18 protein-coding genes are annotated in these 22,647 nt (G+C 35.7%); 1 reads left to right on the top strand and 17 read right to left on the bottom strand.

The genetic code is table 11. The features are described from left to right. The first annotated feature begins 228 nt into the window (after window positions 1–228). On the top strand, window positions 229–2,361 hold the full coding sequence (locus PP2015_RS02260) for a S8 family peptidase (protein WP_058028726.1): 2,133 nt from the start codon (window positions 229–231) through the stop codon (window positions 2,359–2,361). A gap of 468 nt (window positions 2,362–2,829) precedes the next feature. Here PP2015_RS02260 and galU read toward each other — a convergent pair whose 3' ends face one another. The 17 genes from galU to rfbB all read right to left on the bottom strand — a co-directional run bounded on the left by galU (window position 2,830) and on the right by rfbB (window position 22,633). Further along, the gene (galU, locus tag PP2015_RS02255; protein WP_058028725.1) at window positions 2,830–3,705 is read right to left on the bottom strand and encodes a UTP--glucose-1-phosphate uridylyltransferase GalU; all 876 of its coding nucleotides are present in this window, start codon (window positions 3,703–3,705) and stop codon (window positions 2,830–2,832) included. Between the two features lie 201 nt (window positions 3,706–3,906). After that, window positions 3,907–4,191, bottom strand: coding sequence for an MBL fold metallo-hydrolase (locus tag PP2015_RS02250; RefSeq protein WP_058028724.1), 285 nt, complete (start codon window positions 4,189–4,191; stop codon window positions 3,907–3,909). 393 nt (window positions 4,192–4,584) lie between these two features. After that, window positions 4,585–5,748: a nucleotide sugar dehydrogenase gene (locus PP2015_RS02245; protein WP_058028723.1), complete on the bottom strand. Its 1,164-nt coding sequence runs from the start codon at window positions 5,746–5,748 to the stop codon at window positions 4,585–4,587. 250 nt (window positions 5,749–5,998) lie between these two features. Next, window positions 5,999–8,155 carry a YjbH domain-containing protein gene (locus tag PP2015_RS02240; protein WP_058028722.1) on the bottom strand — a complete coding sequence of 719 codons (2,157 nt, stop codon included), beginning with the start codon at window positions 8,153–8,155 and terminating at the stop codon, window positions 5,999–6,001. A gap of 45 nt (window positions 8,156–8,200) precedes the next feature. Then, the gene (gene wecA / locus PP2015_RS02235; RefSeq protein WP_058031522.1) at window positions 8,201–9,343 is read right to left on the bottom strand and encodes a UDP-N-acetylglucosamine--undecaprenyl-phosphate N-acetylglucosaminephosphotransferase; all 1,143 of its coding nucleotides are present in this window, start codon (window positions 9,341–9,343) and stop codon (window positions 8,201–8,203) included. A gap of 745 nt (window positions 9,344–10,088) precedes the next feature. Beyond that, a complete protein-coding gene (locus PP2015_RS02230) occupies window positions 10,089–11,069 on the bottom strand; it encodes a WaaS/CpsH family glycosyltransferase (RefSeq protein ID WP_058028721.1) in 981 nt (326 codons plus the stop codon). Between the two features lie 20 nt (window positions 11,070–11,089). Next, window positions 11,090–11,626: an acyltransferase gene (locus PP2015_RS02225; RefSeq protein WP_058028720.1), complete on the bottom strand. Its 537-nt coding sequence runs from the start codon at window positions 11,624–11,626 to the stop codon at window positions 11,090–11,092. After that, a complete protein-coding gene (gene asnB / locus PP2015_RS02220; RefSeq protein WP_083496490.1) occupies window positions 11,619–13,472 on the bottom strand; it encodes an asparagine synthase (glutamine-hydrolyzing) in 1,854 nt (617 codons plus the stop codon). The genes PP2015_RS02225 and asnB overlap by 8 nt, the downstream gene beginning before the upstream one ends. Window positions 13,473–13,483: 11 nt before the next feature. Continuing rightward, window positions 13,484–14,479 (bottom strand): glycosyltransferase family 2 protein, encoded by a 996-nt coding sequence (locus PP2015_RS02215; RefSeq protein WP_058028718.1) that lies wholly within the window; start codon window positions 14,477–14,479, stop codon window positions 13,484–13,486. Then, window positions 14,480–15,565 (bottom strand): glycosyltransferase, encoded by a 1,086-nt coding sequence (locus PP2015_RS02210; RefSeq protein WP_227009197.1) that lies wholly within the window; start codon window positions 15,563–15,565, stop codon window positions 14,480–14,482. 11 nt (window positions 15,566–15,576) lie between these two features. Continuing rightward, window positions 15,577–16,614: an EpsG family protein gene (locus PP2015_RS02205; RefSeq protein ID WP_227009210.1), complete on the bottom strand. Its 1,038-nt coding sequence runs from the start codon at window positions 16,612–16,614 to the stop codon at window positions 15,577–15,579. 38 nt (window positions 16,615–16,652) lie between these two features. Further along, on the bottom strand, window positions 16,653–17,462 hold the full coding sequence (locus PP2015_RS02200) for an NAD-dependent epimerase/dehydratase family protein (protein WP_058028716.1): 810 nt from the start codon (window positions 17,460–17,462) through the stop codon (window positions 16,653–16,655). A 28-nt stretch (window positions 17,463–17,490) separates the two neighbouring features. After that, window positions 17,491–18,558, bottom strand: a complete 1,068-nt coding sequence (locus PP2015_RS02195) for a polysaccharide pyruvyl transferase family protein (protein WP_058028715.1) — start codon at window positions 18,556–18,558, stop codon at window positions 17,491–17,493. Next, the gene (locus PP2015_RS22045; protein ID WP_237113198.1) at window positions 18,555–18,749 is read right to left on the bottom strand and encodes a hypothetical protein; all 195 of its coding nucleotides are present in this window, start codon (window positions 18,747–18,749) and stop codon (window positions 18,555–18,557) included. Before PP2015_RS22045 ends, PP2015_RS02195 begins: the two co-directional genes overlap by 4 nt. A gap of 50 nt (window positions 18,750–18,799) precedes the next feature. Further along, window positions 18,800–19,981, bottom strand: a complete 1,182-nt coding sequence (locus PP2015_RS02190; protein WP_237113197.1) for a Coenzyme F420 hydrogenase/dehydrogenase, beta subunit C-terminal domain — start codon at window positions 19,979–19,981, stop codon at window positions 18,800–18,802. Between the two features lie 37 nt (window positions 19,982–20,018). Further along, window positions 20,019–21,536 carry an oligosaccharide flippase family protein gene (locus tag PP2015_RS02185; RefSeq protein WP_058028714.1) on the bottom strand — a complete coding sequence of 506 codons (1,518 nt, stop codon included), beginning with the start codon at window positions 21,534–21,536 and terminating at the stop codon, window positions 20,019–20,021. Between the two features lie 32 nt (window positions 21,537–21,568). After that, window positions 21,569–22,633, bottom strand: a complete 1,065-nt coding sequence (rfbB, locus tag PP2015_RS02180; RefSeq protein ID WP_058028713.1) for a dTDP-glucose 4,6-dehydratase — start codon at window positions 22,631–22,633, stop codon at window positions 21,569–21,571. Window positions 22,634–22,647 lie beyond the last annotated feature (14 nt).

The following is a 22,647-nucleotide window of genomic DNA, read 5'->3' as shown; positions in this document are numbered from 1 at the left end:
ACATATGTTTACATTGGTAGCTGAAGCTCTAAAATTTAATTTTTATTTAAAAAAACCTTAATAATCATATATTTTAAAAAATAAAAAGACGTTTATCCATCTATATATAACCGTTGCGCATACATTAATAACCAAAGTTTCCCTTTCAAAAATTTAACTTTTATTTTACTTTTCTTTCTCGCCGCAGTTTGGCGAAGAAAAACAACAAGTGACTATTGGGAAACTATTATGACAAGAAAAACACCATTTAAATTAGGCGCACTTAGCCTAGCAATGGCCTCTGCGATGGTAGCAGGTTCAGTTTCAGCTTTACCTTTTCAAGACCAAGTAAATGCACCTTCTGTTAACCAAACAGCGGTAAAATTAAAGAGCCAGTCAACGCTTGGCACTCAGTTCATCATCAAATACAAAGACAACATGCAACAACAAATGATGATGTCAGCAGAGTTCGGAGAGTTTTCTCCATCAATGATGAATCAACGCGCTCAGTCTTTTGTTAAGAACTTTAAAAGTAAAAAAGCTAAAGTAACACCTCAGTACGTTCGTGCAATGGCATTAAGTAACCACCACGTAATGCGTGTTAACAAAAAACTATCGGCGCTTGAAGCCAACGAATTAATGCAAGAAATTGCAGCATCTGGCAATGTTGAGTACATCGAAATTGACCAAATGTTAAAACCAACTGCAACACCAAATGATCCTCAGTACTCTGATCAGTGGCACTATTTTGAAAATACAGCGGGTATTAACGCACCTGCTGCATGGGATAGCGCAACCGGTGCTGGCGTTGTAGTTGCTGTACTTGATACAGGTTACCGCCCTCACGCAGATCTAAACGCTAATCTACTACCTGGTTATGACATGATCTCAAACACGCTAGTTGCTAATGATGGTGGTGGTCGTGATTCAGACGCAAGCGATCCAGGTGATGCGATTTCTGCAAATGAGTGTGGATACACTCACGGTGCACAAGGTTCAAGCTGGCACGGTACACACGTAGCGGGTACGGTTGCGGCTGTAGCAAACAACGGCGAAGGGGTTGTTGGTGTTGCTTATGACTCAAAAGTTGTGCCTGTACGTGTACTTGGTAAATGTGGTGGCTTAACGTCTGATATTGCTGACGGCATTATCTGGGCTTCAGGTGGCTCAGTATCTGGCGTACCATCAAATGCTAACCCTGCTGATGTAATCAACATGAGTTTAGGTGGCAGCGGTGCGTGTAGTTCTACAACGCAAAACGCTATCAACCAAGCGCGTGCAAATGGTGCGGTAGTTGTTATTGCAGCTGGTAACGACAATGATAACTCAGCAAATTACAACCCAGGTAACTGTTCTGGCGTAGTTAACGTAGCTGCAGTAGGTCGTAATGGTGGTCGTGCTTACTACTCTAACTATGGTTCAAACATTGACGTAGCAGCACCAGGTGGCGCTCAAAGCTTTGCAAATGATCCTGAAGGCGTTCTATCTACTTATAACTCAGGTTCAACAACGCCAAACTCTGACAGCTATGCTTACTCTCAAGGTACATCAATGGCTGCACCTCATGTTGCAGGTGTTGCAGCGTTAATCAAGCAAGCTAAACCTTCAGCGACGCCTGATGAGATTGAAACAATTCTTAAGAATACAACAAAGAGCTTTGGTGCAGCTTGTAACAACTGCGGTACGGGTATTATCGATGCGGCTGCGGCAGTAGCTGAAGCTTCTGGCGGCGTAGTTGAGCCTCCTGTAGGTGACAATACGCTAGCTGACGGTGTAGCTAAAACAGGCCTTAGCGGCTCACAAGGCGGTCAAGACTTCTACACAATGGAAGTACCTGCAAACACAAGTAAAGTAACATTCACGATGAGCGGTGGCACAGGTGATGCTGACCTTTATGTTAAAGCTGGTAGCAAGCCAACTACATCGTCATACGACTGTCGTCCTTACAAAGGCGGTAACAACGAAGTATGTACAATTGACAATCCAACTGCAGGCACGTATCACGTAATGCTTCAAGGTTACTCTGCATACACAGGCGTAAGCTTACAGGGTGATCTTACTGCGGGAGCAACCGGCCCACAACCTGGTGGTATCACTGAAACGAACCTTTCAGCTAGCCGAAACAACTGGGTTCGTAAAACTGTTGAAATCCCTGCTGGCATGACAAGCTTTACTGTGACTATGTCTGGTGGTTCTGGTGATGCTGACCTATATGTAAGACAAGGTAGCCAACCAACCACTTCAACTTACGATTGCCGTCCGTACAAAAACGGTAATGCTGAAACTTGTACGTTCACAAACCCACAAGCTGGTACTTGGTACATTGGTTTACGAGCTTACAGCACCTTCTCTGGTGTAACATTAGACGCACAATATAAGTAATTTCTACCCTACTTATTAGGTCTCTTATAGCAAAGCCGAGCTCAGCTCGGCTTTTTTGTCGCCATAAATGGCGACCTACATAAGATTAGGCCCTACTGCCTGTAGGTTGTGCTTTAGCGCAACAAAGTTTTGATTTGTTGATATGAATGATGTTGTGCTGTTTTACATCCATGTAGCTACGCCCATCGGGTATCCATACCCTCACCTCCTCGTGCTGCGAAACTTCGTTTCGATCTGAATAAGAGTTGAGTTGTAATACTTCCATGTAACATAGGTCCGGTTCGGCCATCCAAGGCCTCACGCTCAACGCTAGTCTTGCTGCGCGCACTCGCAAGCCTCAAGACGTGTTTCGCCCTTGCGCAAAAAACAAACTTGCTTCGCGAAGTGTATTTTGCACGAATACAAAAAAAGCGCGGAAATATCCGCGCTTTCAATAATTAACACTTTCTAAAAGGAAACTCTAGGGAATCAAAGACTCTTTACAAATTTTGTAAACTCAGGGCCTAAAGTTTCGTCACGCATAGCATATTCAACTATGGCTTTTAAATAACCCATTTTGTCGCCACAATCATGAACTCGCCCGCTCATGTGAAAGGCTTCTACCGTCTCTTGCTCCATTAGCATATCGATGGCGTCGGTTAGTTGAATTTCACCACCCGCACCAATTGGTGTTTTCTTCAGTAATGGCCAAATATTTTTTGACAGCACATAGCGACCCACCACGGCAAGGTTTGAAGGTGCATCTTCAACTGCTGGCTTTTCAACCATTGTCTTGATTGGCGCACTTTCACCCGCATTAAGCTCAGCACCATTAATATCAGCAATGCCGTACTTGCTCACATCTTCTTGAGCTACAGGCTCTAGCATAATCTGACTAGCACTTGATTCTTTAAAGCGGGCAATCATCGCAGCTAAGTTTTCAGAGCTTTGATCTGCAGTGTACTCATCTAAAATTACATCTGGCAGCACCACAACAAAATCGTCTTCACCGACTATTGGTCGAGCACACATAATCGCATGACCTAAACCTTTGGCTTCACCTTGACGGACATGCATAATGGTTACATCTTCAGGGCAAATACCGCGCACCTCGTCTAAAAGTTTACGCTTCACACGTTTTTCTAGTGTAGCTTCAAGCTCAAAGCTTGTATCGAAATGGTTTTCAATGGCGTTTTTAGAAGAGTGTGTCACTAACACAATTTCTTTAATGCCAGCAGCTACACACTCTTTAACAATATATTGAATAAGAGGCTTATCAACTACAGGCAGCATTTCTTTAGGAATGGCTTTCGTCATAGGGAGCATACGAGTACCAAGACCCGCTACTGGGATAACTGCTTTCATAATTCGTCCAATTTTTTATTTATCGCCATATTCTTTGGCATTTTTGTTATTTTAACGACCTTTTAAACCGAATAACAACCCATATAATGCTTTAAAAAGTATTACTCAAGGATCTATATTGCCGTTTAGAGTAATAAGGATCTTAACTTATTTTTAAGCACCTATTTTGATGGCGTATCACCATGTACTAGCTTAATTACACTAGGTGGTTGCAGGAGTGCAAGTAATAAGCTTGGAAAGACTTGCTGCTAGCAAAGAAGAAACACGCCCAACATAGTAAATATGACAATGGGTGATGATAAGAGCTGAAATGACCTGAATATCCAGTTCGATATTTAAAGACCGCCGAGATTCTTCTCTTTGAAACAAGCCATAATCAATGAGTAAGCTAGAAAACTCGCTGATAACCAATTCATGACAAAAACCTGTCACGGCTTGTGTTACGCCATGATGCTTTATAATTATTCCGCCGTTTCCGTTTGACATGGTGTGATCCTTTTTCAAACAGAAAATACAATATCTAAGTTAAAGGTTTGGGTAAAATGAAGAAAACGATGGTTGGTGAAGAAGTGAATTGGATAATTGAGTACTCCATAGTGGCTGCTAAAATTGCTCATTTCACCTTGCTGTCGCCGTAAACGACGACCTGCAAAGTCACTACACCCAATCGCCAGTAGGTTGTGCTTTAGCGCAACAAGGGCTTTTAAATTGTCGCCTTAAATGAAGACAAAACTACAGATTGAGTACTCCATTGCAGATGTTGAGATACTCATTTAACCTTGAGCAAAAGTAACCTTGCTTCGCAACGTGTATTTTGCATGAATCAAAGAAAGCGTTGGATAAACCAACGCTTCCAAACATTACTGATGCTCAGAGTTATTAATCACTACCGAATAAATCTCGGGTATAAACTTTTTCTGCAACATCAGACAACTCTTCATGCATGCGGTTAGAAATAATTACATCTGCCGCCTTAAGCTCTTCTAATGATTTAACCACTTTTGAGTGAAAGAAAGAAGCACCATCAAAAGAAGGCTCATAAACCACGACTTCTATACCTTTTGCCTTAATACGCTTCATGATACCTTGAATTGCAGACGCTCTAAAGTTATCAGACCCAGACTTCATTACCAACCTGTAAATCCCAACTACTTTTGGGCTCTTTCTCAACACAGATTCAGCGATAAAATCTTTACGTGTAGTATTGGCATCTACAATTGCTCTGATCATGTTGTTTGGCACATCTTTATAATTTGCCAGTAACTGTTTAGTGTCTTTCGGCAAACAATAACCACCATAACCGAAAGATGGATTGTTATAGTGATTACCAATACGTGGATCTAAGCCCACACCTTGAATAATCTGCTTAGAGTCAAGGCCGTGAGCTTCAGCATAGCTATCAAGCTCATTAAAATATGCTACACGCATAGCAAGGTAAGTATTTGAAAACAACTTAATTGCCTCTGCTTCAGTAGAGTCGGTAAACAAGACTTCAACTTCTGCTTTTTTTGCGCCTTGTTTAAGTAAGTTTGCAAATACTTCGGCTCTCTTACTCTGCTCACCTACAATAATTCTTGACGGGTGAAGATTGTCGTATAGCGCCTTACCCTCTCTTAAAAACTCAGGTGAAAAAATAATATTATCAACGCCAAACTTCTCATTCACAGATTTTGTATACCCGACGGGCACCGTTGATTTGATAACCATAGTTGCACTTGGGTTTATCTTTAACACATCTGCGATTACTGACTCAACGCTGCTTGTATTGAAATAGTTTGTTTCTGGATCATAGTCAGTAGGTGTTGCAATCACTACAAAATCAGCTCCTTGTAGAGCCGACTCTTTATTCGTTGTTGCAGTGAAATTAATAGGTTCATTAGATAAAAAGTGAGAAATTTCAGTATCAACAATGGGAGATTGTTTGTCTTCTAATAGCTGGACTTTATTTTCGTCAATATCTAAAGCAACTACCTTGTTATGTTGAGCAAGCAATAAAGCATTCGAAAGGCCTACGTAGCCTGTACCAACTATTGTAATTTTCATTAAAATTCCATATTTGCAGTTCAAAAAGCGAAATTATATTACAGTATAAACTGAGGAGTTCAAACAACCTATACATGGTTTAGTGTTTGAGAGACTTTTAACAGCCTAACCCGCTATAAATGAAGACCGAAATAAGACTAAATCAATTACCTGCAGGCATTGACTTTATTTCACTCCAAAAAAAACGCGTTTCACCAAAAATGAACCGCGCTTTTTAGAACCTATTCGCCAACTCGCAACTTTAAGACTCTTATTTATAAGTCAAATAAGCTTCTCTTAATCTCGCTAAATTTGCATATACATAACTACTTGAATTGCGACCTTGATTCAAGAAAGTGCGCTCCATATTAATACGCGTGTACATCTTAGATGCTTGACCTCTTATAAGCGCATTATGAGACTCACCAATACGAGTCGTTACACCGTGACGCCACGCCTCATTCCCCTTAACCTGACCATATGGCGTTACCGACATATCCTTACGCGAACTAAGTGGAATACTAAACGAAATACCGACTTGCTGCGAAACTGTGTCGGCGGCATAAATCGCTATATAGCTATCACCAAACCAGAAACGGCTTTCTACTTTAACGCCTTCATCAAGCGCCCAGAACTTACCCATACTGGCATGTAAGGTAATGTCTTGCTCTGACCAATTATATTGATATTCTGCCAAGTAATAATCACGAGATAACTCGTAGTCTTGATACTCAAACTTAGCAATATTTGCACTCAATTGGTGACGGCCACCAGGGCTTACCCAGGTGGTTTCGTTAATAAAACCATAGTAGTCAAAATAGTCTCTGAACATACCAACTTGAGTTAAGTTATAAATATTAAATGGTAGCTCTACTGCCTGATAAAACACAGCTTGATTAAGACCACCTTTTAACCGACGACCTTCAAATGAGTCACCTTTCTCAAAGTCTTCAGTATCTGCAACTACCTCTTGCATCGTGATATTTACCCCTGCACCTTTCCAAAGTGGCACTTCAATGTCAGCGCGAAGCGCAAGAGAAAAGTCATATACCCCCAACTCAGTCGCATAGGTTGCCGCTAATGCAGGAGAAAAAGTAACTCGAGGTAAAAAGTAAGGGCTTTGCTCTGCTGTGTTACCAACCCACATAATGCCCGATGGCGTTGCAACACTACCTTGGCGAATATCTAAATCTGGACTGATACCTTGTTCAATAAACTGACGATAGTTAGCAACAGAACCCTGAATATTCAACAAAGCAATATCGCTTTTTTCTAACTGAATTAAGAAACGCGCTTGGTCTTCGGTAATAAACTCACCAATACGACCCATCACAAGTCCTAGTGCATCAATATCATTGCGGTTAAATACCCTATTTTCAAACTTAACCACAATATTTGGCGTGTCGTTAAAACCAATGCTGATATTTTCAAAACCATCTTCAATTAAGGCTAGCTTTAAGCGATGGACTTGACTAGTTAAAGAAACATTTTGTATTTTTGACGAATGAGCTATGTAATCTTCCGATGTGCCTGCTTTAGCTGTTACTGGTTTCTTATTTTCAGATACTCTTTCATTCAATAGGGTTGGCTTAGACAAATCGGGAGACTTTAAGTTTTTCTCGGCCGCAACAGCTGGCGCAGGCTTAATTTCTTTGTAGTTTTTACGTGCTTGACTAGATAGTGGCATAGTAAAGTTTACGCCATAGTACGTGCTATCATTCTCTGAATAATCGGTATTGCTATAAAAACGGCTTGTAAAACTCAGTTCACCAATATCAAATAGCCACTCTTTTGGCACTGTTAAGCGCGCAGCTGCGTTTACCGCTTCTGCATCATGCTCAACTTGTAGCGCAAACCAGTCTAGTGGCATCCATTCTATACCACCAAAAGCGCCATTCATCATACCTGTTGAGTGTTCGCTTGTACCGATACCTAAAGAAAACCTAAAGTCTGACCATTCCTTTGAGGCAACAGCAAAATAAGTTTCATAGTTATTTGCAGCTCCACCAACATCTTTTGCGCCTAAAGCAAAAGAAAACCAGTTTTTTGGTACAAAAGGGATTTTATATTTGGCATTAAAAGACAGATCTCTAATTTGAACTAGTGGATCATTAGAAGAAGATGAAAACAAGTTATCATGCATACTGTTTGTTGCAATTAAGCCACTCACTTCGAGATTATCTAGCAAACCTGCTGAAAAAACAAAATTGTGAGCGTCTAGATATTGGTTTCCAAAATAATCCAATTGGTTGTTGTAACCAAAATCAACAAAGCCTTTAGGCATAATTTGCGAGTTAGGTGTATTGATGATTCCAGAAAAACCGGTAAAGTTTTTATAATTTTTTAGATCGTCGGTAGCGCAAGAAGAAAATGAATAAAGTAACCCCATAGCTAACAAGGGCTTTTTGCTAAAAATCATTTTTTGCATTTGATACTTACTTCCTTAAACAACAGAGAGGACTTTACGACTAAGTTAAGAGGCCTTTTTCTCATATTCTGATGCTTCAACCCCTTGTTTTGAAGGCTCGATAGAAAGCACATTTTCTGATTTTAGCTCAATGCCAAATTTCTCTCTTAAATATGCTGAAACCTTCCAGATATGGCTTAAAAGTAAGTAATAGCCCAGAAACAAGGCAATAAAACTATAGAACATAATAAAATCAGGAACGCGATACAAATCAGCAATTACCCCAATGGCTGCAAACAAACCACTTATTATAAAAATCGAAAAAGTTGTCTGGATTGGAGAAAAACCAAGGCGCTGAAATATATGATGCAAATGTTCTCTATCTGGTTCAAAAGGAGAGGCACCTCTTTTTGTTCTACGTATCATTATCGCTGCCATGTCCATAAGTGGTATGGCGATTATCCATAATGCAGTAACAGGTCTAACGCCCGAGCCTAAAATATCAGTTGTTGAAGGTTGGCTAATACTAACAAGCATCCAAATGACACTAAACCCTATTAGCATACTGCCAGCATCACCCATAAAGACTTTTCGCTCTCTACCTAAAAAACCTAAATTCATTAGTAGATAAGGAATAATCGCGGCAATAGTAAGTGCACTTAACAAAACAATACTATGATTCTCATTCACTAAAGCCAAAATAAGTATGCTAAAAAAGGTAACTATCGATAAGCTACCAAGAAGCCCATCAACACCGTCTACCATATTAAATGCATTGATAGAAGCTATAACTGCAACAATAGTTAAAACATAACTAGCATAACTTACATCAATTGGTCCAAAACCAAATAAGTTACCTAGAGACTCTAACTGATTCCCCGTTAAATACATCATTATTACTGCAACTGCACATTGAATTAGCAAACGGAATTTAACGCTTAGATCATACTTATCATCTACAGCACCGACTAAAGTTAAAACAACCATTAAAGGCAAAAAGACTAAAGCATTATCAATCTTTAAATGATTAGCAAAAATAAAGTAAGAAAGAGTGATGCAAATAGAAATACCACCTGCTAGAGGTATATTACCTGAGTGAAGCTTCCTGCTATTTGGTCTGTCGACTAATTGAAATTGGCGTGCTGCTTTACGAACGAGGAAAAGCGTTGCGAAAGAAAAGAAGCATACAAAGATAAGTTCGATTAGCATATGTGAGTCCATCTTGTTTGAAGCTTTAGACCGAATTAGATTATTCATTTCCATTTAGGCAGGCTAATACTAGCAGATAATATAAACATATCTACTCCAAATTAGTTACACTTACTCTAAAATGGAAATTAAAAAGCTTTTATCGAAAATAAATACCAATAAAGGACGACTCATTAAAAAAAGTCCACAACTAATTTACCAACCGGTTTTTCATAGGCTATGTGTAGTTCAAAAGTACACTTTTCAAAAAGAGCTTTGAACATACAAGTCTATATCGCCATTGACTTTACAGACCCTCTCACATCATAACGTAGCAATACCCTAACTTGTATTTACGACTTGCTTCGTATGATATTATTAAGTAAAGGTACTTATAGCACTGCGTTGCGAGCATATTTATGCTTTACATTTTCTCATTAAGTCTATTTATTCTAAAACTCACATGCAACATACATTAAGCGCCATTTTTAAAATGTACTTGAGTCATTGTAATTATTGCCGAGAATGTCCATGGTAGAAACGTTTGTTTCAACGTATTCAATAATGTCGAAAAACTGATATTAGTTGGAATGTTTTTTTCATCGTCAATTTCCGCATTTTAATTGCAGGAAACTTCTGCTTATGAGCAATTCTATGTTGAGAAAGCGCGACAATGTTAATTGCCGACTTAGAAAGCTTGAAATAGTAATATTACTTTCAAGCTTAGAATCGAAATTTGGAAATAATAAAACCCACAACGAATTAACTAATTAGGCTTATACATAACCAATTCACGTAACCAATTATCAATAAAATATGCCTTCATATCTAGAAATTCATCATTTTTACTTCCTACGAACTTTTTTATTCTTTCCTCTTCAGAAGTAGATTGAGAGTTACGATCGAAATACATTATAAAACGTTCATCATGAAAAGGTTCATTAACAATCGAGTCATTAGTAGTAATCAATTTTTGTCCATTCCCAAGCGTTTCTATCGTCCTCATCGTTAGGCCTCTTTGACTACTATTATGAATATCTAAAATGGCCTCACTCTCATTTAGTACTTTCATAGATTCCGAATAAGATAACGGCTCAAATGAGACATCATTTGCATTAATGTGCGACCAGCTTTTTTGAATATACTTTTTATAAAAGAACATTAACTTACTTGGGCAGTAAAAAAACTTAAATACTTGCTCATTACTAAAAGACGAAAATACTTGATTTACTAATTCATATCTATCGCTATGTAGCGTGCCAATAAAAGCTAACTTATATTTATAACTTACTTCACTGAATTGCTCTTTAGAATAAAACAGAGGCTTATAAGTTAAGTTATATCGCTTAGCATCTTCAGGATCAAAGCTCCACGCCTTAGTTGCATAGGGTAATAATGATTCATTCCTTGGCTTATTTATAAATGAATCCCAAAAATAGATTAAAATTGTTTTATTTTTTTTACGAAGATACTTAAGAAACCACAGAGGAGTAGCTTCAGGGTTAATAATTAAAACTTTCTCAATATCATTATCTTCAATAACTTTTTGAATTTTTTTATAATATGAGTAGGTTAGCAAAAAGCTAACTGGCTTTTTATTAAGCCTCAAACCTGCTTTCATAACAAAAGAATTACCAGGCCTTTCATTAAACGTAAAACTGTTTTCAACTAAACGATTTAATGATTTATTAAGCATAACATCATAACTAAACACCGAAGGCACTAACATTAATACATTTTTTTTCATAAATGAGCCCAAAGGAAATACTAATTTCTATTTTTTATGACACGGCCTGGGGAGCCAACTATGATTTCGCCATCACCAAAGTGCCCCTTAACAGTTGAGTTCGCACCAACGACACAATTATCACCTAGCACTGTACCTGCTTGTATGACTACTCCATATCCGATAAAACAATTTTTACCAATTTTCGTTTCTTTCGTAATGTTCGGCTGTTCATGTACAGGCTTAGAAAGATCAGAAAATGTATGATCTGTATCAGTAATAAATACATTAGCAGATAAGAGGCTACCTGAAGAAATAGTAACTTTTTCAGAGCAAATAACATGAAATGACTGTCCAATAGATACATTCTCTTCAATTCTCAGGACACCACTTTCATGAACTTCTATTCTTGAATGAGGAAAAATCCGCACCTTATTGCCCAGAAAAGCTTTCTTTACACCTAATAAAAAGAGAGGTTTGCCTATGTAAGATTTCTTACCAATTCTGCCAAAAAAAGGGCGAAGGGCAATTGCCCTTAGCACCCACAGTATTTTATAAAACATTTTTAAGTCAAACATTTTGAACCTGATTCTCTTCAGCCCAGACTAAGAACAATACCAATCCAAACAATCGGTCAGTATGTACTTCGCCACTAAGATGCTTATCAAACAGAGACATAGAAAACTTTTTATCAATTAAAGAAGAGTCAGAGTTAAGTATGTCTCCAAACATATCTTTCCAAGCACCTGTTCTTATCATATCACCAAGAGGTAAATTAAAGCCGAGCTTTCTATCAAAGTCGAATGTGCTAGGTAATATATCCTTTGATACTTCTTTTAAAATAAACTTTTTCATCCCATTGTTAATTTTATAGTTATCAGGTACTTCACTAAAAGCAAAATCAATTATTCGGTAGTCTAACAAAGGTGCACGTGCTTCAATTGAGTTTAGCATTGAGCATCGATCACTTTTAACTAAAATACTATCTCTTAAATAATGATTAAAATCAGACTTACTTGCTAGCTCTAAAACGCTTTGAGCCTTTTCAGATTCAAAACTCCCCCAAACGTCAGCATCAAAATAACTATCACTCAAAGAAGGAATCAATAATTGCAAGTGGCGCTCATCGTAAAATGATCTAATGTTGACCATTTGATTGCTAAGATCACTCTCAAGAGCCTTAAGCCAGTTTCTATATTTAGAATTTAAAGAAAGGTTTTTTCTAACCACTCTTGCAGGAAGTTTAAGTAAACCTAAAGATCTATTTTTGATTTGAAGCATTTTTTGCATGCGATGATAGTGCTTGTAGCCACCAAATAGTTCATCTCCTCCATCACCTCCTAGGGCGACTTTGCAGTGATGTGAAACAGCTTCATTCACTAAGAAAGTAGGTAATAAAGACGAGTCATTAATTGGCGTATCTAAATTCTTCGCAATCTTCATAAAAAGATCGGTAGAGATATCAACACCTTCAATCTCTGTATGATCAGTTGAATAATGGTCTGCAATTAACCTTGCACTTTTTGATTCATCAAATTTAGGATGCCCTGGAAACTTTACTGTAAACGTTTTAACTCTCTTCGTATGTTGACTGGCAAAAGCTGTCAGCATACTAGAATCGACACCTCCGCTTAAGAGTATAGATGCAGGTACATCACACCTAAGCTGAAGGGAAATAGAACTACTGATCAAACTAGATAATTTATTTTTTAGATAGTCTAAATCATCACTCGGATTAGTTAAATTGGGGACTTTCCAGTAACACTGAGTTTCGTAGGATAATTCACTTCCTAACTTCACAGTCATAAAATGACCAGGTTTCAAGGATGCGACTCCCTCAAACCAGCTATTTTCTCCATCAACATAACCATGAACAAAATAATTGTACAAAGCTTTATGTTCAAGTTTTTTTGGCAGAGAAGATAAGTTCATTAAGCCCCTTAACTCAGAAGAAAAGTAGAAGCCACTTTCATTTGGGGAATAAAATAAAGGCTTCTCACCTGCCCTATCTCGACAAAAAATTATTTCGTCTTTTTGGGAGTCAAAAATAGCAAATGCATAAGCACCATTGAGCTTTTCAAAAAACTGAGTGCCAAAAATATTATAACCCTGAAGAATTACTTCTGTATCAGAGCTACTTTTGAACACTGCACCAGATGCAATTAGTTCTTCTCGTAATTCAACATAGTTATAAACTTCGCCATTAAAAGTAATTGCATTTCCATTTACAATCATAGGCTGATGACCAAGCTCTGAAAGTTCAACAATGGCTAAACGAACATGCCCAAAATTCACGCGATTGCATTCCGATGACCACGTACCTGAAGAGTCTGGACCTCTATGGTCCATTAAAGCAAAGGATTCTTCCAAGTTATTGTTTAAAAGTGTACCACTATTAGATATATAGCCGACTATTCCACACATTACATCACCACTTAATAAGGTTGAAAACCAAAACTCTTAGCCACCTTACTAAGAAGCCAAAATACATTAGGAAATTTACATACAAAAGACGCAACCGCTAACTTAGCAGAACTAGCACCGCGCGTTGAGGAATAACGCAGGCCACTTGTATTTAAAATTTTTACATTACTCTTGAACTGAGCATAACTAGAAGCTCTGAAGGAATTTAAAATAAAAATGTATCTGAGATGTCTGATAAAAGCCTCATTTAACAAACTGTGCTGCTCAGAAGATAGTTTCCCATCAAAAAAACTATTATGTTTTTCAATAAGATTTAACGCTGAAATAATATTTTTTTCACCAAAATTTCGGGAGTAACTTCCAGCCCTATATCTAGAAACAACGAGGTTATCTGCTAAAACCAGTGCTTTTTTAGCGTAAAAAGATACTGTTCTTGAAAAAAGAATATCTCTCCCATGAAATCTATCTGGTGTAAATTCTATCTTGTTATCCAAAATTAAATTTCGCTTGATACATTTGCTCCAACAAACTCCGGATATACCACCAGATACTAAAGAAGATTGAAGTATTTCACCATTAAGAAGGTCATGAGTTGTATAGTTTGCATTATGAATTATTTTATTCGTTTCAAAGTTTTTAAACTCATAGCCAAAATTAATAAAGTCATAACTGTTTGTTTTTAAGATACCGTGAAGCCTAGATAGAGTATGGCTTTTAAAAATGTCATCGGAGTCTAGAAAAAGTAAATAATCACCGCATGCATTTTGTAAAGCTAAATTCCTAGCAACATTTGGACCGGAGTTAGACTGTGACAATAGACGAAATCGATTATCCTTTTCCGAGTAATTATTTAAGATTTCTTTTGTATTATCTGTAGAGCCATCATTTACCATCAAAACTTCAAAATTATCATAATCTTGTTTAGAGATGCTATTCAAAGTATCAAGGATAAATTCCTCGGAATTATAGATTGGTATAATGATTGAGAAGAATTTACGATTCAACATTTACAACACCTTTAACCATTGCTCGACAATGACGTCCTCATGAAACATTTTTGCTGTTTTCAAAGCATTTTTACGTAATTTAGACAAACAAGCCTCATCATAAGCAGCCATAATGCAGTTAGTGAAATCTTCAATGTCGTTGTCATTACAAAGAAAACCATCATAGTTATGCGTTAAGACTTCGGACGGACCGACTAAGCCTTTGTTGCTAACCACAGGCACTGAGAAAGACAACGCTTCAGTCATAGTCATAGAAAAAGACTCTGACTTAGACGTGATTAAGTAAAGAGAAGCATTTTTATAGAATTTATTTACTTCGTTAGTTGCAGGGTGAAACTCAACTAAAGACGATAAACCCATGGCTTTTGATTTATCTTCTAAGTAAGCTTTTTGGCTTCCATCCCCTACAATAACAAATTTTATTTTGACATCTTTGTCTTTAAACTCTCTTGCGATCTTTAAGAATAATTCCAAATTCTTAACAGGTTCAATCCTTGCGACCGTTAAACATACAAACGCGTCACTTTTATTCAAGTTCCATTGGTCGGTATCATTAAAGTTTACAGTCGAATTATAAATTGTCGTTGTGTCGAGGTTTATTTCAGAAAAGCTAAAGTGCCCACTTTTAGTCTGCGTAATTATTTTTTTTACCTTCGAGTAAGCCCATTCCCTAAGCTTACAAATGAGCTTGCCATGACTATCATATGTACTATGTTCGCTGGCAATAATATTCGCCATATTAAAGCCTAGTGCTTTTAAGTAAATAGTAGTGATAGGGTGAGTACTGATATTCTCAATTTGTGGCTCGCTCAGCTTTGCATTCATTAACCTTAGCTTTAAGCACGAGTAAAAAGTCGTAAATTTATAAAAACCATCTTTAAATGAGAACGTAGAAAGGTAAATAATCTTAACGCCATCACTAACTTTATATAACGGTTGCTTATTCGTTCTATGTAACGAGTAAATAACAACATTAATCCCTTTTTTTATAAACGAATTCGCCATATTAATAGAAAAACGTTCAATCCCACCTTTCAAGGTGATGTCAAGCACAAAAAAATTAATGGTCTTATTGCTATTCAACACAAGAGCACCTACTAAAAATATAGATAATAATGGAAATCTTCGATCCTAGCATAAGAATGAAGCTTATAAACAAGAACAAAAAGAATAACCACAAAAAATAAAATCCTGTTAAAAGTGTATTTCACTCTCAGCAATATAAGTGGAGTAAGAATACATTCAAACATTAGAAAATAACTAGAAAGGCGAACAGTTACATCTTGTAAGATCGGATAGTTGAGTGCGTAAAATATAAAACCAAATAAATAGACTGCAAGTAACTTCTTAATAATTTCATTATTCGAAGAAAATCTAAAAACGATGAAGAAAATTACTAAGGGATAGAATCTACGAAGAAGGCCGTTTAGGTATGCATTTGAATTAAGCTCATTATAAGATTGTGAGAAATACATGCCTGCACCTTTGATATCTACCACATCAGACAAACCATATAAAATTTCTTTCGAAATACTGAACCAAGCAAAAGCTAAAAATATAAATAAGAGAGTAGAATAGAAGTTTAAATATTTTCTAAAGTCAATGTTAAATAATGGCCAATAAAGCAAAATTATTATAGCAGATTTATGAAATAGAGTAGCTACAAACACAGCTATTAAATAAGAAAAAAGATTCTTTTTAAATGAAAAATAACCAGCAAGAAGAGCTATAGATAATGCAATACCTTGCCTTATACCACTAAAGTTAAAATATAAATAGAGATCGCAATAAATAATTAAAAAAGAAAATAATACAACCCCAAAGCCAAGAAACCTATATAGCGAATAAAAATATAAAATTAAAGAAATTAATGCAGATAAAAGTAGTAAAAAGCTAAAATTAAGACCAAAGTAGCGTACTATCTCATTTAAATAAACAAAACCTATTTCGATTTGCTCATTATACAGGTCTAAATTGTTAAATATATTTAGATAACTTGATGTATCAGTACCAACATCACCTCTAAGACCTGTAAAAGCAAACAAAATGAAAAATGCAAAAAGAATAGGAATCCCCCTATTCTTAAGTAAATTAAAGTACTCGAAAAATGAGAGTATAACTAAAGAAAAGAACACTAAGTAGTAAGGGTACAAAACAAAGCCTTCAACATAACCTAATTATTTATAACTTGAGAGTATTCATGAACCATACTCTTTAAGTCATTCAGTACATTTCTTGGTTTAAAATCAATAACCTCAGAAATTTTAGAAACATCTATTGCTTCGAAGAAATCAATATCCTCTTTGACATGCCAGTTAATACTACAATTAGTTGTATTTTTTAGAACACCTGCAATTTCTAAAGCACTTGTATTTTCACCAGAAGCTATATTATATATACCAGACTCCTCTCTTTTCATTAATTGCAATGTTGTTTGAACTAAATCACCCACGAATATATAGTCTTTTGAGTAATTAGGAGTAACATACATATCAACAACTTGCTTGTTCAAAGCATCACGAATGATCGATGGTAAAAAAAGCTCACTGTCTAAAGCTAACCCATATACATTACTTGGCCTTATAATTAATGAACGTTTGCTATTAAGTAATAGAAGCTCTTCTGCAACTAATTTTGTAAGATTAAAAAGACGCCTTTTATCATGAAAGCTAGAAACCAGACTTGCCGCTTCATGAGTAGTTGAACCATCAAGAAAAACTCGCGTTGATGATAAATAAGTTATAGATTCAAATGACGCCTCCGCCAATAAACGGCTTAGAAATGTACAATTTGCATCTAAAACATTCAAATAATTTTCACCACAATTTCCATAGCCCGCAGCATAAATAACGTTACCTAAATCACGTTCAAAGAGCTTTTCATCCCCTCGTACAGGAGAATAAACGTTATAACCTAGTTCAACTGCTTGTTTACAGAACTCTTTTCCAATGAAACCACTTGATCCGATAACTGTGATGTTCAAAACTAAAACCTCATATTGATACTAGAACTTACGATAAATTAAAACTCAAGAATCTTTTTGCTTCATCCTGAAGTTTGTTAATTTTTTTATTTACTGATTCCCAATCTATATCTGTGTCAATAAACTGTGAATTAAGTAATCGACTTTCTAAGCCGAATTGTTTAAGTAATGAAGTAAAACGATCTTTCCCCCTTTCTTCGTTCAGAATACATGCAAAAGGAGTATTGAAAATGATACAGAAAACACAGCCATGAAATGAATCCGTAACAACAAACTCAGCATTTTTAATATTGCCAAGCCATTCATACATACTTATAGTTTTACCATTCAAGTTACCATCAGAAATAGATTGGATATTCAACTTTTTTGTCTCTGCTAATTTAGAAATAGCTTCTTGTTTCTCTAAGCTAACATCTAAAACGTAAGAAAATAATCCCAGATTTCTTGGTTCGTAGTCTGACTTTTCAATCATTTCAATGTAATAATTTTTGTTTATGGCTAGTGTAGGATCAATTAAATGCTGTGCTTTAATATCAAACAGCTCAGAACAAACACTTACCGCACTGTCTTCTCTTACAGAAACGGCCTTAAAACGCATTAAGTTTTGTTTATGAAAGTTTATCTTATCAATTTCGCCTGAAAAAGAGCCTTTTCCAAACGAAGCAGCATATGATAATTTTATTACACTGTCATTGACAAAGCCTAAACTGAACATATTTTCAAAATTAGGGTATCCTAACTTTGCAAAGACCTGATCGCTGCCAACTATGCATGCATCGAACTCATCATTTTTGAAAAGCTTTTTTAATTCTGAAGCATTATAGACAGCTATTGTTTTAGGCGTGATCTCCTTATCAATGAATTCTTTTAGTATTGCCGACTTTCTAAGTAGTGTTACATTTTTAAATCTACCTAGAAAAGAAAGTAAATACTTCTTTATTATGTACTTAGTATACGACTTATAGAACTTTTCGTTTTGTAGATTAAGCAAAACTGGCTCATGACCTTCTTCTTTAAGTAAGTTCATTAACGCGTAAGCTTGAATTATCCCACCATAATTATTAATTAGTGGAAATGTTAGTACTGCAACTTTCATCGTTTTGTTACTCTACCTATTAATAGTTTTAGTAATCCTATAAAGCCTTTATTTTTTACAGCCATCATAATGTAGACTATATTATAAAGCCTATCTAACCTGGACATTTTTCTAGTAAAATATTCAAGGTCATCTCTTTTCACTGCTTCTAAAAAATATTCATGAGAGCGCTTTGAAATAATTTGACGCATATCTTGAACCAATGAGCGTGTGTAGCCAATTTCATTAGAAGGCTTGACTCTCAAAGCAGGTAAAAAATGATTTTTCTTCTTAAGTTTAAATAGCCTATAAGGTAATTCATTATAAGTATGTAAGGTAATTCATTATAAGTATGCCTATAATGCGCTGCCTGTGAAGAAAACACTTCTTCAACATCACTTTTTTTAAAATGCAGCTTGCTCTTTAAAATTGCATTAGTAATAAGTTTATCTATTGTGTCATTTCTTACTATTACAACATTATTACCAAGTGGATCATCTGCGTATTCACGCAACCAAGCATCACCAATAACAAGATCTGCAGTTTCATTAAAAACATCATCGGTATAATCAGAAGCAACAGGTTTAAAATAACCTAAGCCCCAGTTTTGGCCTAATAAATCATCTTTAGGTTTAATAATTGTTTTTAATTCACCGTCAACAAAGCCTACCATTCTTATTGCATACTTATCCGCAGGTGAATTATCTAGCTTATGCCTAAAATCTATCGACTTTAAGTCACCCGGTTTAATACCAACCTGCCAAGCCATAAAATCTGCAAATTTTGAACTTTTCTGATGACCACAAATTAAGCCTATTGTAAAAGCTATTCTTTCAGAAAATATTTTGTCTTGTTTACATAAAAGCCGTATTGCTTTTATAAAACTAGGAATGCCAACAACTGCAAATCGCCCATTTTCCTCTTTAACAAGCCTCAATACTTCCGAAAGCTCCACTGGATAGTACTTAGTCTTCGCCCCTGCAAGAACTTCATCAATACTACTAGAAATTTGATATTTAAATAAAATTGCTGAATTTTTATCAGGGTTTTCTTTTACGTGAATTACACCATCTACTTCACCACTCTCTAATAGCTCTTTTAAAATCCAAGTTCCAACACCGCCAGAACTTGCATTTTTCCTGTATTCACCTTCTGCGACATGTCCAACATACAGGGACCTGTAGTAACCAATTCTTTCGTCATAGCTAGATGACACATCTGAGTTGAATAATTCTTCCGCAATTGATTTTTCGTTACAGTTTATATTTGTAAATGTTAATAGAGACTCAACTTTATCATTTAAGTTAAAGGTCTCATCATTGGCAATACTTTCTTCGTAAAGTCCAAACTTATTTAGTCCTACAGATAGATTGGGCTCTATAAGGGTTACAACTCCACTGCCTTCGCTATAGACTTTTATTTCTTCAAATTTGTTTTTTTTCATAACTATCACTGAATGAATCTTTAAGTTAAATGGACATTTAAGATAAATGGGGCTTTAACAGGTTTATCCCTTTTAAAAACAATTTCTTTTCATATATATTAAATGCAAACTTATAAGAAAATACTAAAATTATTAATATCATTATGATAATGAGTAAAATAAAGTGAAATAAGCTTTCCACTTGAAAGTAACTTTTGATGATAAACACAGGTACACATGAAATAGCAATTACCCCTATGATTTTGAAAATTTCATACCAAAAACTTGCCACTTTAATTCCAAAAAAGTGGTAATAGATATTCATAACTAATCCATTCAAAACAAAAAAGGCTATTGATATAGCACTTGCCAACCCCCAGTAACTGAATTTTTTAGTAAGTAATATACTGAAACAGACCGTTAGAACTGATACAAAAAAAGAGGAAATAGCTCTGAAAGCGAACTTGTTTCTTGCCTGTAAAATACTTAAACCCAAATTTTGAACTAGAGGAATACACAAAGGCAACATTAGCATTAATGTTAGGTAGTATGCATCAGTATAATCTCTGCCTGCCCACAAATAAATAAAATCTTTACCTAATAGTAAAAAACCAAATAATACTGAAAATATAATATATGCTTGAAGCCTACCTACTTTTATCATTTCACCTGTTAACTCGTCGTTACAAGCACCTAACTCAACCATTTTGGTAATTTTAGGAAGTAGGACATTGCTTACAGCTGAAGAAAGAAGCAAAAATGTCATATTTATCAATATAGCAACAGCATAAATTGCGACACTTTCACTACCAACATAAGCGCCTAAAAGAAACTGTCCAAAATTCCAATTTACTTGATCTACGATCAAAGCTAGAAAAATAAAAAATGAATATCTAACTGATTTTTTCAACTCATTCAGTTTAAAGTCAAAAATACTGAAAGAAAATTGGATATGGGAGTAATAATATAAAAAATGCGAAAAAAGCACTAAAAAATTAACAACGCTTATTATTAAGACAATTCCTACAACATCAATATTAAAAGCAATTGATATGCACAATAACAAAGGTGTTAAAAGCGTTCTTGTTAAGCTTGCTAACTTTATAAAACCAAATCTCTCATATGCCGTTAATATAGACTTATATAGATTTAGGGGTATAGAAAAAATTATATTAAACGATATTATTATAAATATAATTTTGAAAAGCTCTATTTCATTCTCACTCATCCCTGATGAAAAATTACTCTCAATATTAATGTAAAAAACATACAACGCAAACGACGCAAATACACTTAGAGCTATATAAGCGACTAAAATAGAGGCATATAAACTCTTTTGACGCTCACTCTCCTTTGAGGCTCTATACTTTGATGTAAATACAATAATTGAATTTCCAAAACCAAAGTCTAGAAGAGCAATATAAGTTAATATAGTAAGAGCTAATGAATATAAACCAAAACCACTATTTCCTAAATAATTAATTAATATTGGTGTAAACAGTAAAACTACAGCAGTATTTAAGAAAATATTGGCGTAAGTTAGTACAACACCTAACTTCCTTTCATTTTTTTTCATTCAATTAAGCTTAATAGATCGAATAAATACAATTAAAAATGGCCTAACCTTTCTCTTTTATAAGAACCATCTTGAACATTTTTACACCACTCTTGGTTATCTAAATACCATTGAATGGTTTTTAAAATACCCGTTTCAAACGTCTCTTCTGGGTGCCAACCTAGCACTTTATTTATTTTCGTCGCATCTATCGCATAGCGAACATCATGACCGGGTCTGTCTGCAACAAAAGTAACTAAGTCATTGAAGTCTGATAAATTCGCAGGCTTATCTTCGATTAAATGATTTAAGTGGTTACAAATCGTGGTGACAACTTCAATATTCTGCTTTTCATTAAAGCCGCCAATATTATACGTTTCACCTAGTTTGCCTTCTGAGACCACTTTATAAAGCGCTCGTGCATGGTCTTCAACAAATAACCAGTCTCTGACTTGCTTACCGTCACCATAAACTGGTAATTGCTTACCTTCTAAAGCATTAAGGATTATTAGTGGAATAAGTTTTTCAGGGAAATGGTATGGACCATAATTATTTGAGCAGTTAGTTAAAACAACTGGCAAATCATAAGTACGGTGCCATGCTCTGACTAAGTGATCAGACGCTGCTTTGGAGGCTGAGTAAGGTGAGCTTGGCTCATAAGAAGTTTCTTCTGTGAATAAGCCTGTTTCACCTAAATCACCATACACTTCATCTGTTGAAATATGGTGGAAGCGGAAGCTTGCTTTTTTGTCATCAGCTAAATCATTGTAGTAACTACGAGCCGCTTCAAGCAATTCATAGGTGCCTACTACATTTGTTTGAATAAACTCACCAGGGCCATCAATTGAGCGGTCTACATGGCTTTCAGCAGCAAGGTGCATGATAAAATCTGGCTGATATTGATTGAAAACAGCTGATACTTTTGCTCTGTCACAGATATCACCTTGGATAAAGTGATAGCGTTCATTATCTTCAATCGAGCGCAGCGACTCTAAGTTTCCTGCGTAAGTTAATTTATCAAAATTAATCACTGTGTGGGCTGTTTCGTTAATTAAGTAACGTACCAGTGCTGAGCCAATGAAACCTGCACCACCTGTGACAAAAATTGTTTTACTCATTATTACTTCTCTTC

The sequence above is a fragment of the Pseudoalteromonas phenolica genome, assembly GCF_001444405.1.
Classification (GTDB): Bacteria; Pseudomonadota; Gammaproteobacteria; order Enterobacterales; family Alteromonadaceae; genus Pseudoalteromonas; species Pseudoalteromonas phenolica.
Note: the sequence above shows the minus strand (reverse complement) of the source record. Positions and strands in the feature narration are given on the sequence as shown.

Excerpts from the sequence above, each read along its gene's own strand:
- PP2015_RS02190 (WP_237113197.1), bottom strand. The coding sequence starts at position 19,981 with ATGAAAAAAAACAAATTTGAAGAAATAAAAGTCTATAGCGAAGGCAGT.
- rfbB (WP_058028713.1), bottom strand. The coding sequence starts at position 22,633 with ATGAGTAAAACAATTTTTGTCACAGGTGGTGCAGGTTTCATTGGCTCA.
- PP2015_RS22045 (WP_237113198.1), bottom strand. The coding sequence starts at position 18,749 with ATGCGTCAAATTATTTCAAAGCGCTCTCATGAATATTTTTTAGAAGCA.
- PP2015_RS02260 (WP_058028726.1), top strand. The coding sequence starts at position 229 with ATGACAAGAAAAACACCATTTAAATTAGGCGCACTTAGCCTAGCAATG.
- asnB (WP_083496490.1), bottom strand. The coding sequence starts at position 13,472 with ATGTGTGGAATAGTCGGCTATATATCTAATAGTGGTACACTTTTAAAC.
- PP2015_RS02250 (WP_058028724.1), bottom strand. The coding sequence starts at position 4,191 with ATGTCAAACGGAAACGGCGGAATAATTATAAAGCATCATGGCGTAACA.
- PP2015_RS02240 (WP_058028722.1), bottom strand. The coding sequence starts at position 8,155 with ATGCAAAAAATGATTTTTAGCAAAAAGCCCTTGTTAGCTATGGGGTTA.
- galU (WP_058028725.1), bottom strand. The coding sequence starts at position 3,705 with ATGAAAGCAGTTATCCCAGTAGCGGGTCTTGGTACTCGTATGCTCCCT.
- PP2015_RS02225 (WP_058028720.1), bottom strand. The coding sequence starts at position 11,626 with ATGTTTGACTTAAAAATGTTTTATAAAATACTGTGGGTGCTAAGGGCA.
- wecA (WP_058031522.1), bottom strand. The coding sequence starts at position 9,343 with ATGCTAATCGAACTTATCTTTGTATGCTTCTTTTCTTTCGCAACGCTT.
- PP2015_RS02230 (WP_058028721.1), bottom strand. The coding sequence starts at position 11,069 with ATGAAAAAAAATGTATTAATGTTAGTGCCTTCGGTGTTTAGTTATGAT.
- PP2015_RS02195 (WP_058028715.1), bottom strand. The coding sequence starts at position 18,558 with ATGAAAGTTGCAGTACTAACATTTCCACTAATTAATAATTATGGTGGG.
- PP2015_RS02245 (WP_058028723.1), bottom strand. The coding sequence starts at position 5,748 with ATGAAAATTACAATAGTTGGTACAGGCTACGTAGGCCTTTCGAATGCT.
- PP2015_RS02185 (WP_058028714.1), bottom strand. The coding sequence starts at position 21,536 with ATGAAAAAAAATGAAAGGAAGTTAGGTGTTGTACTAACTTACGCCAAT.
- PP2015_RS02215 (WP_058028718.1), bottom strand. The coding sequence starts at position 14,479 with ATGTTGAATCGTAAATTCTTCTCAATCATTATACCAATCTATAATTCC.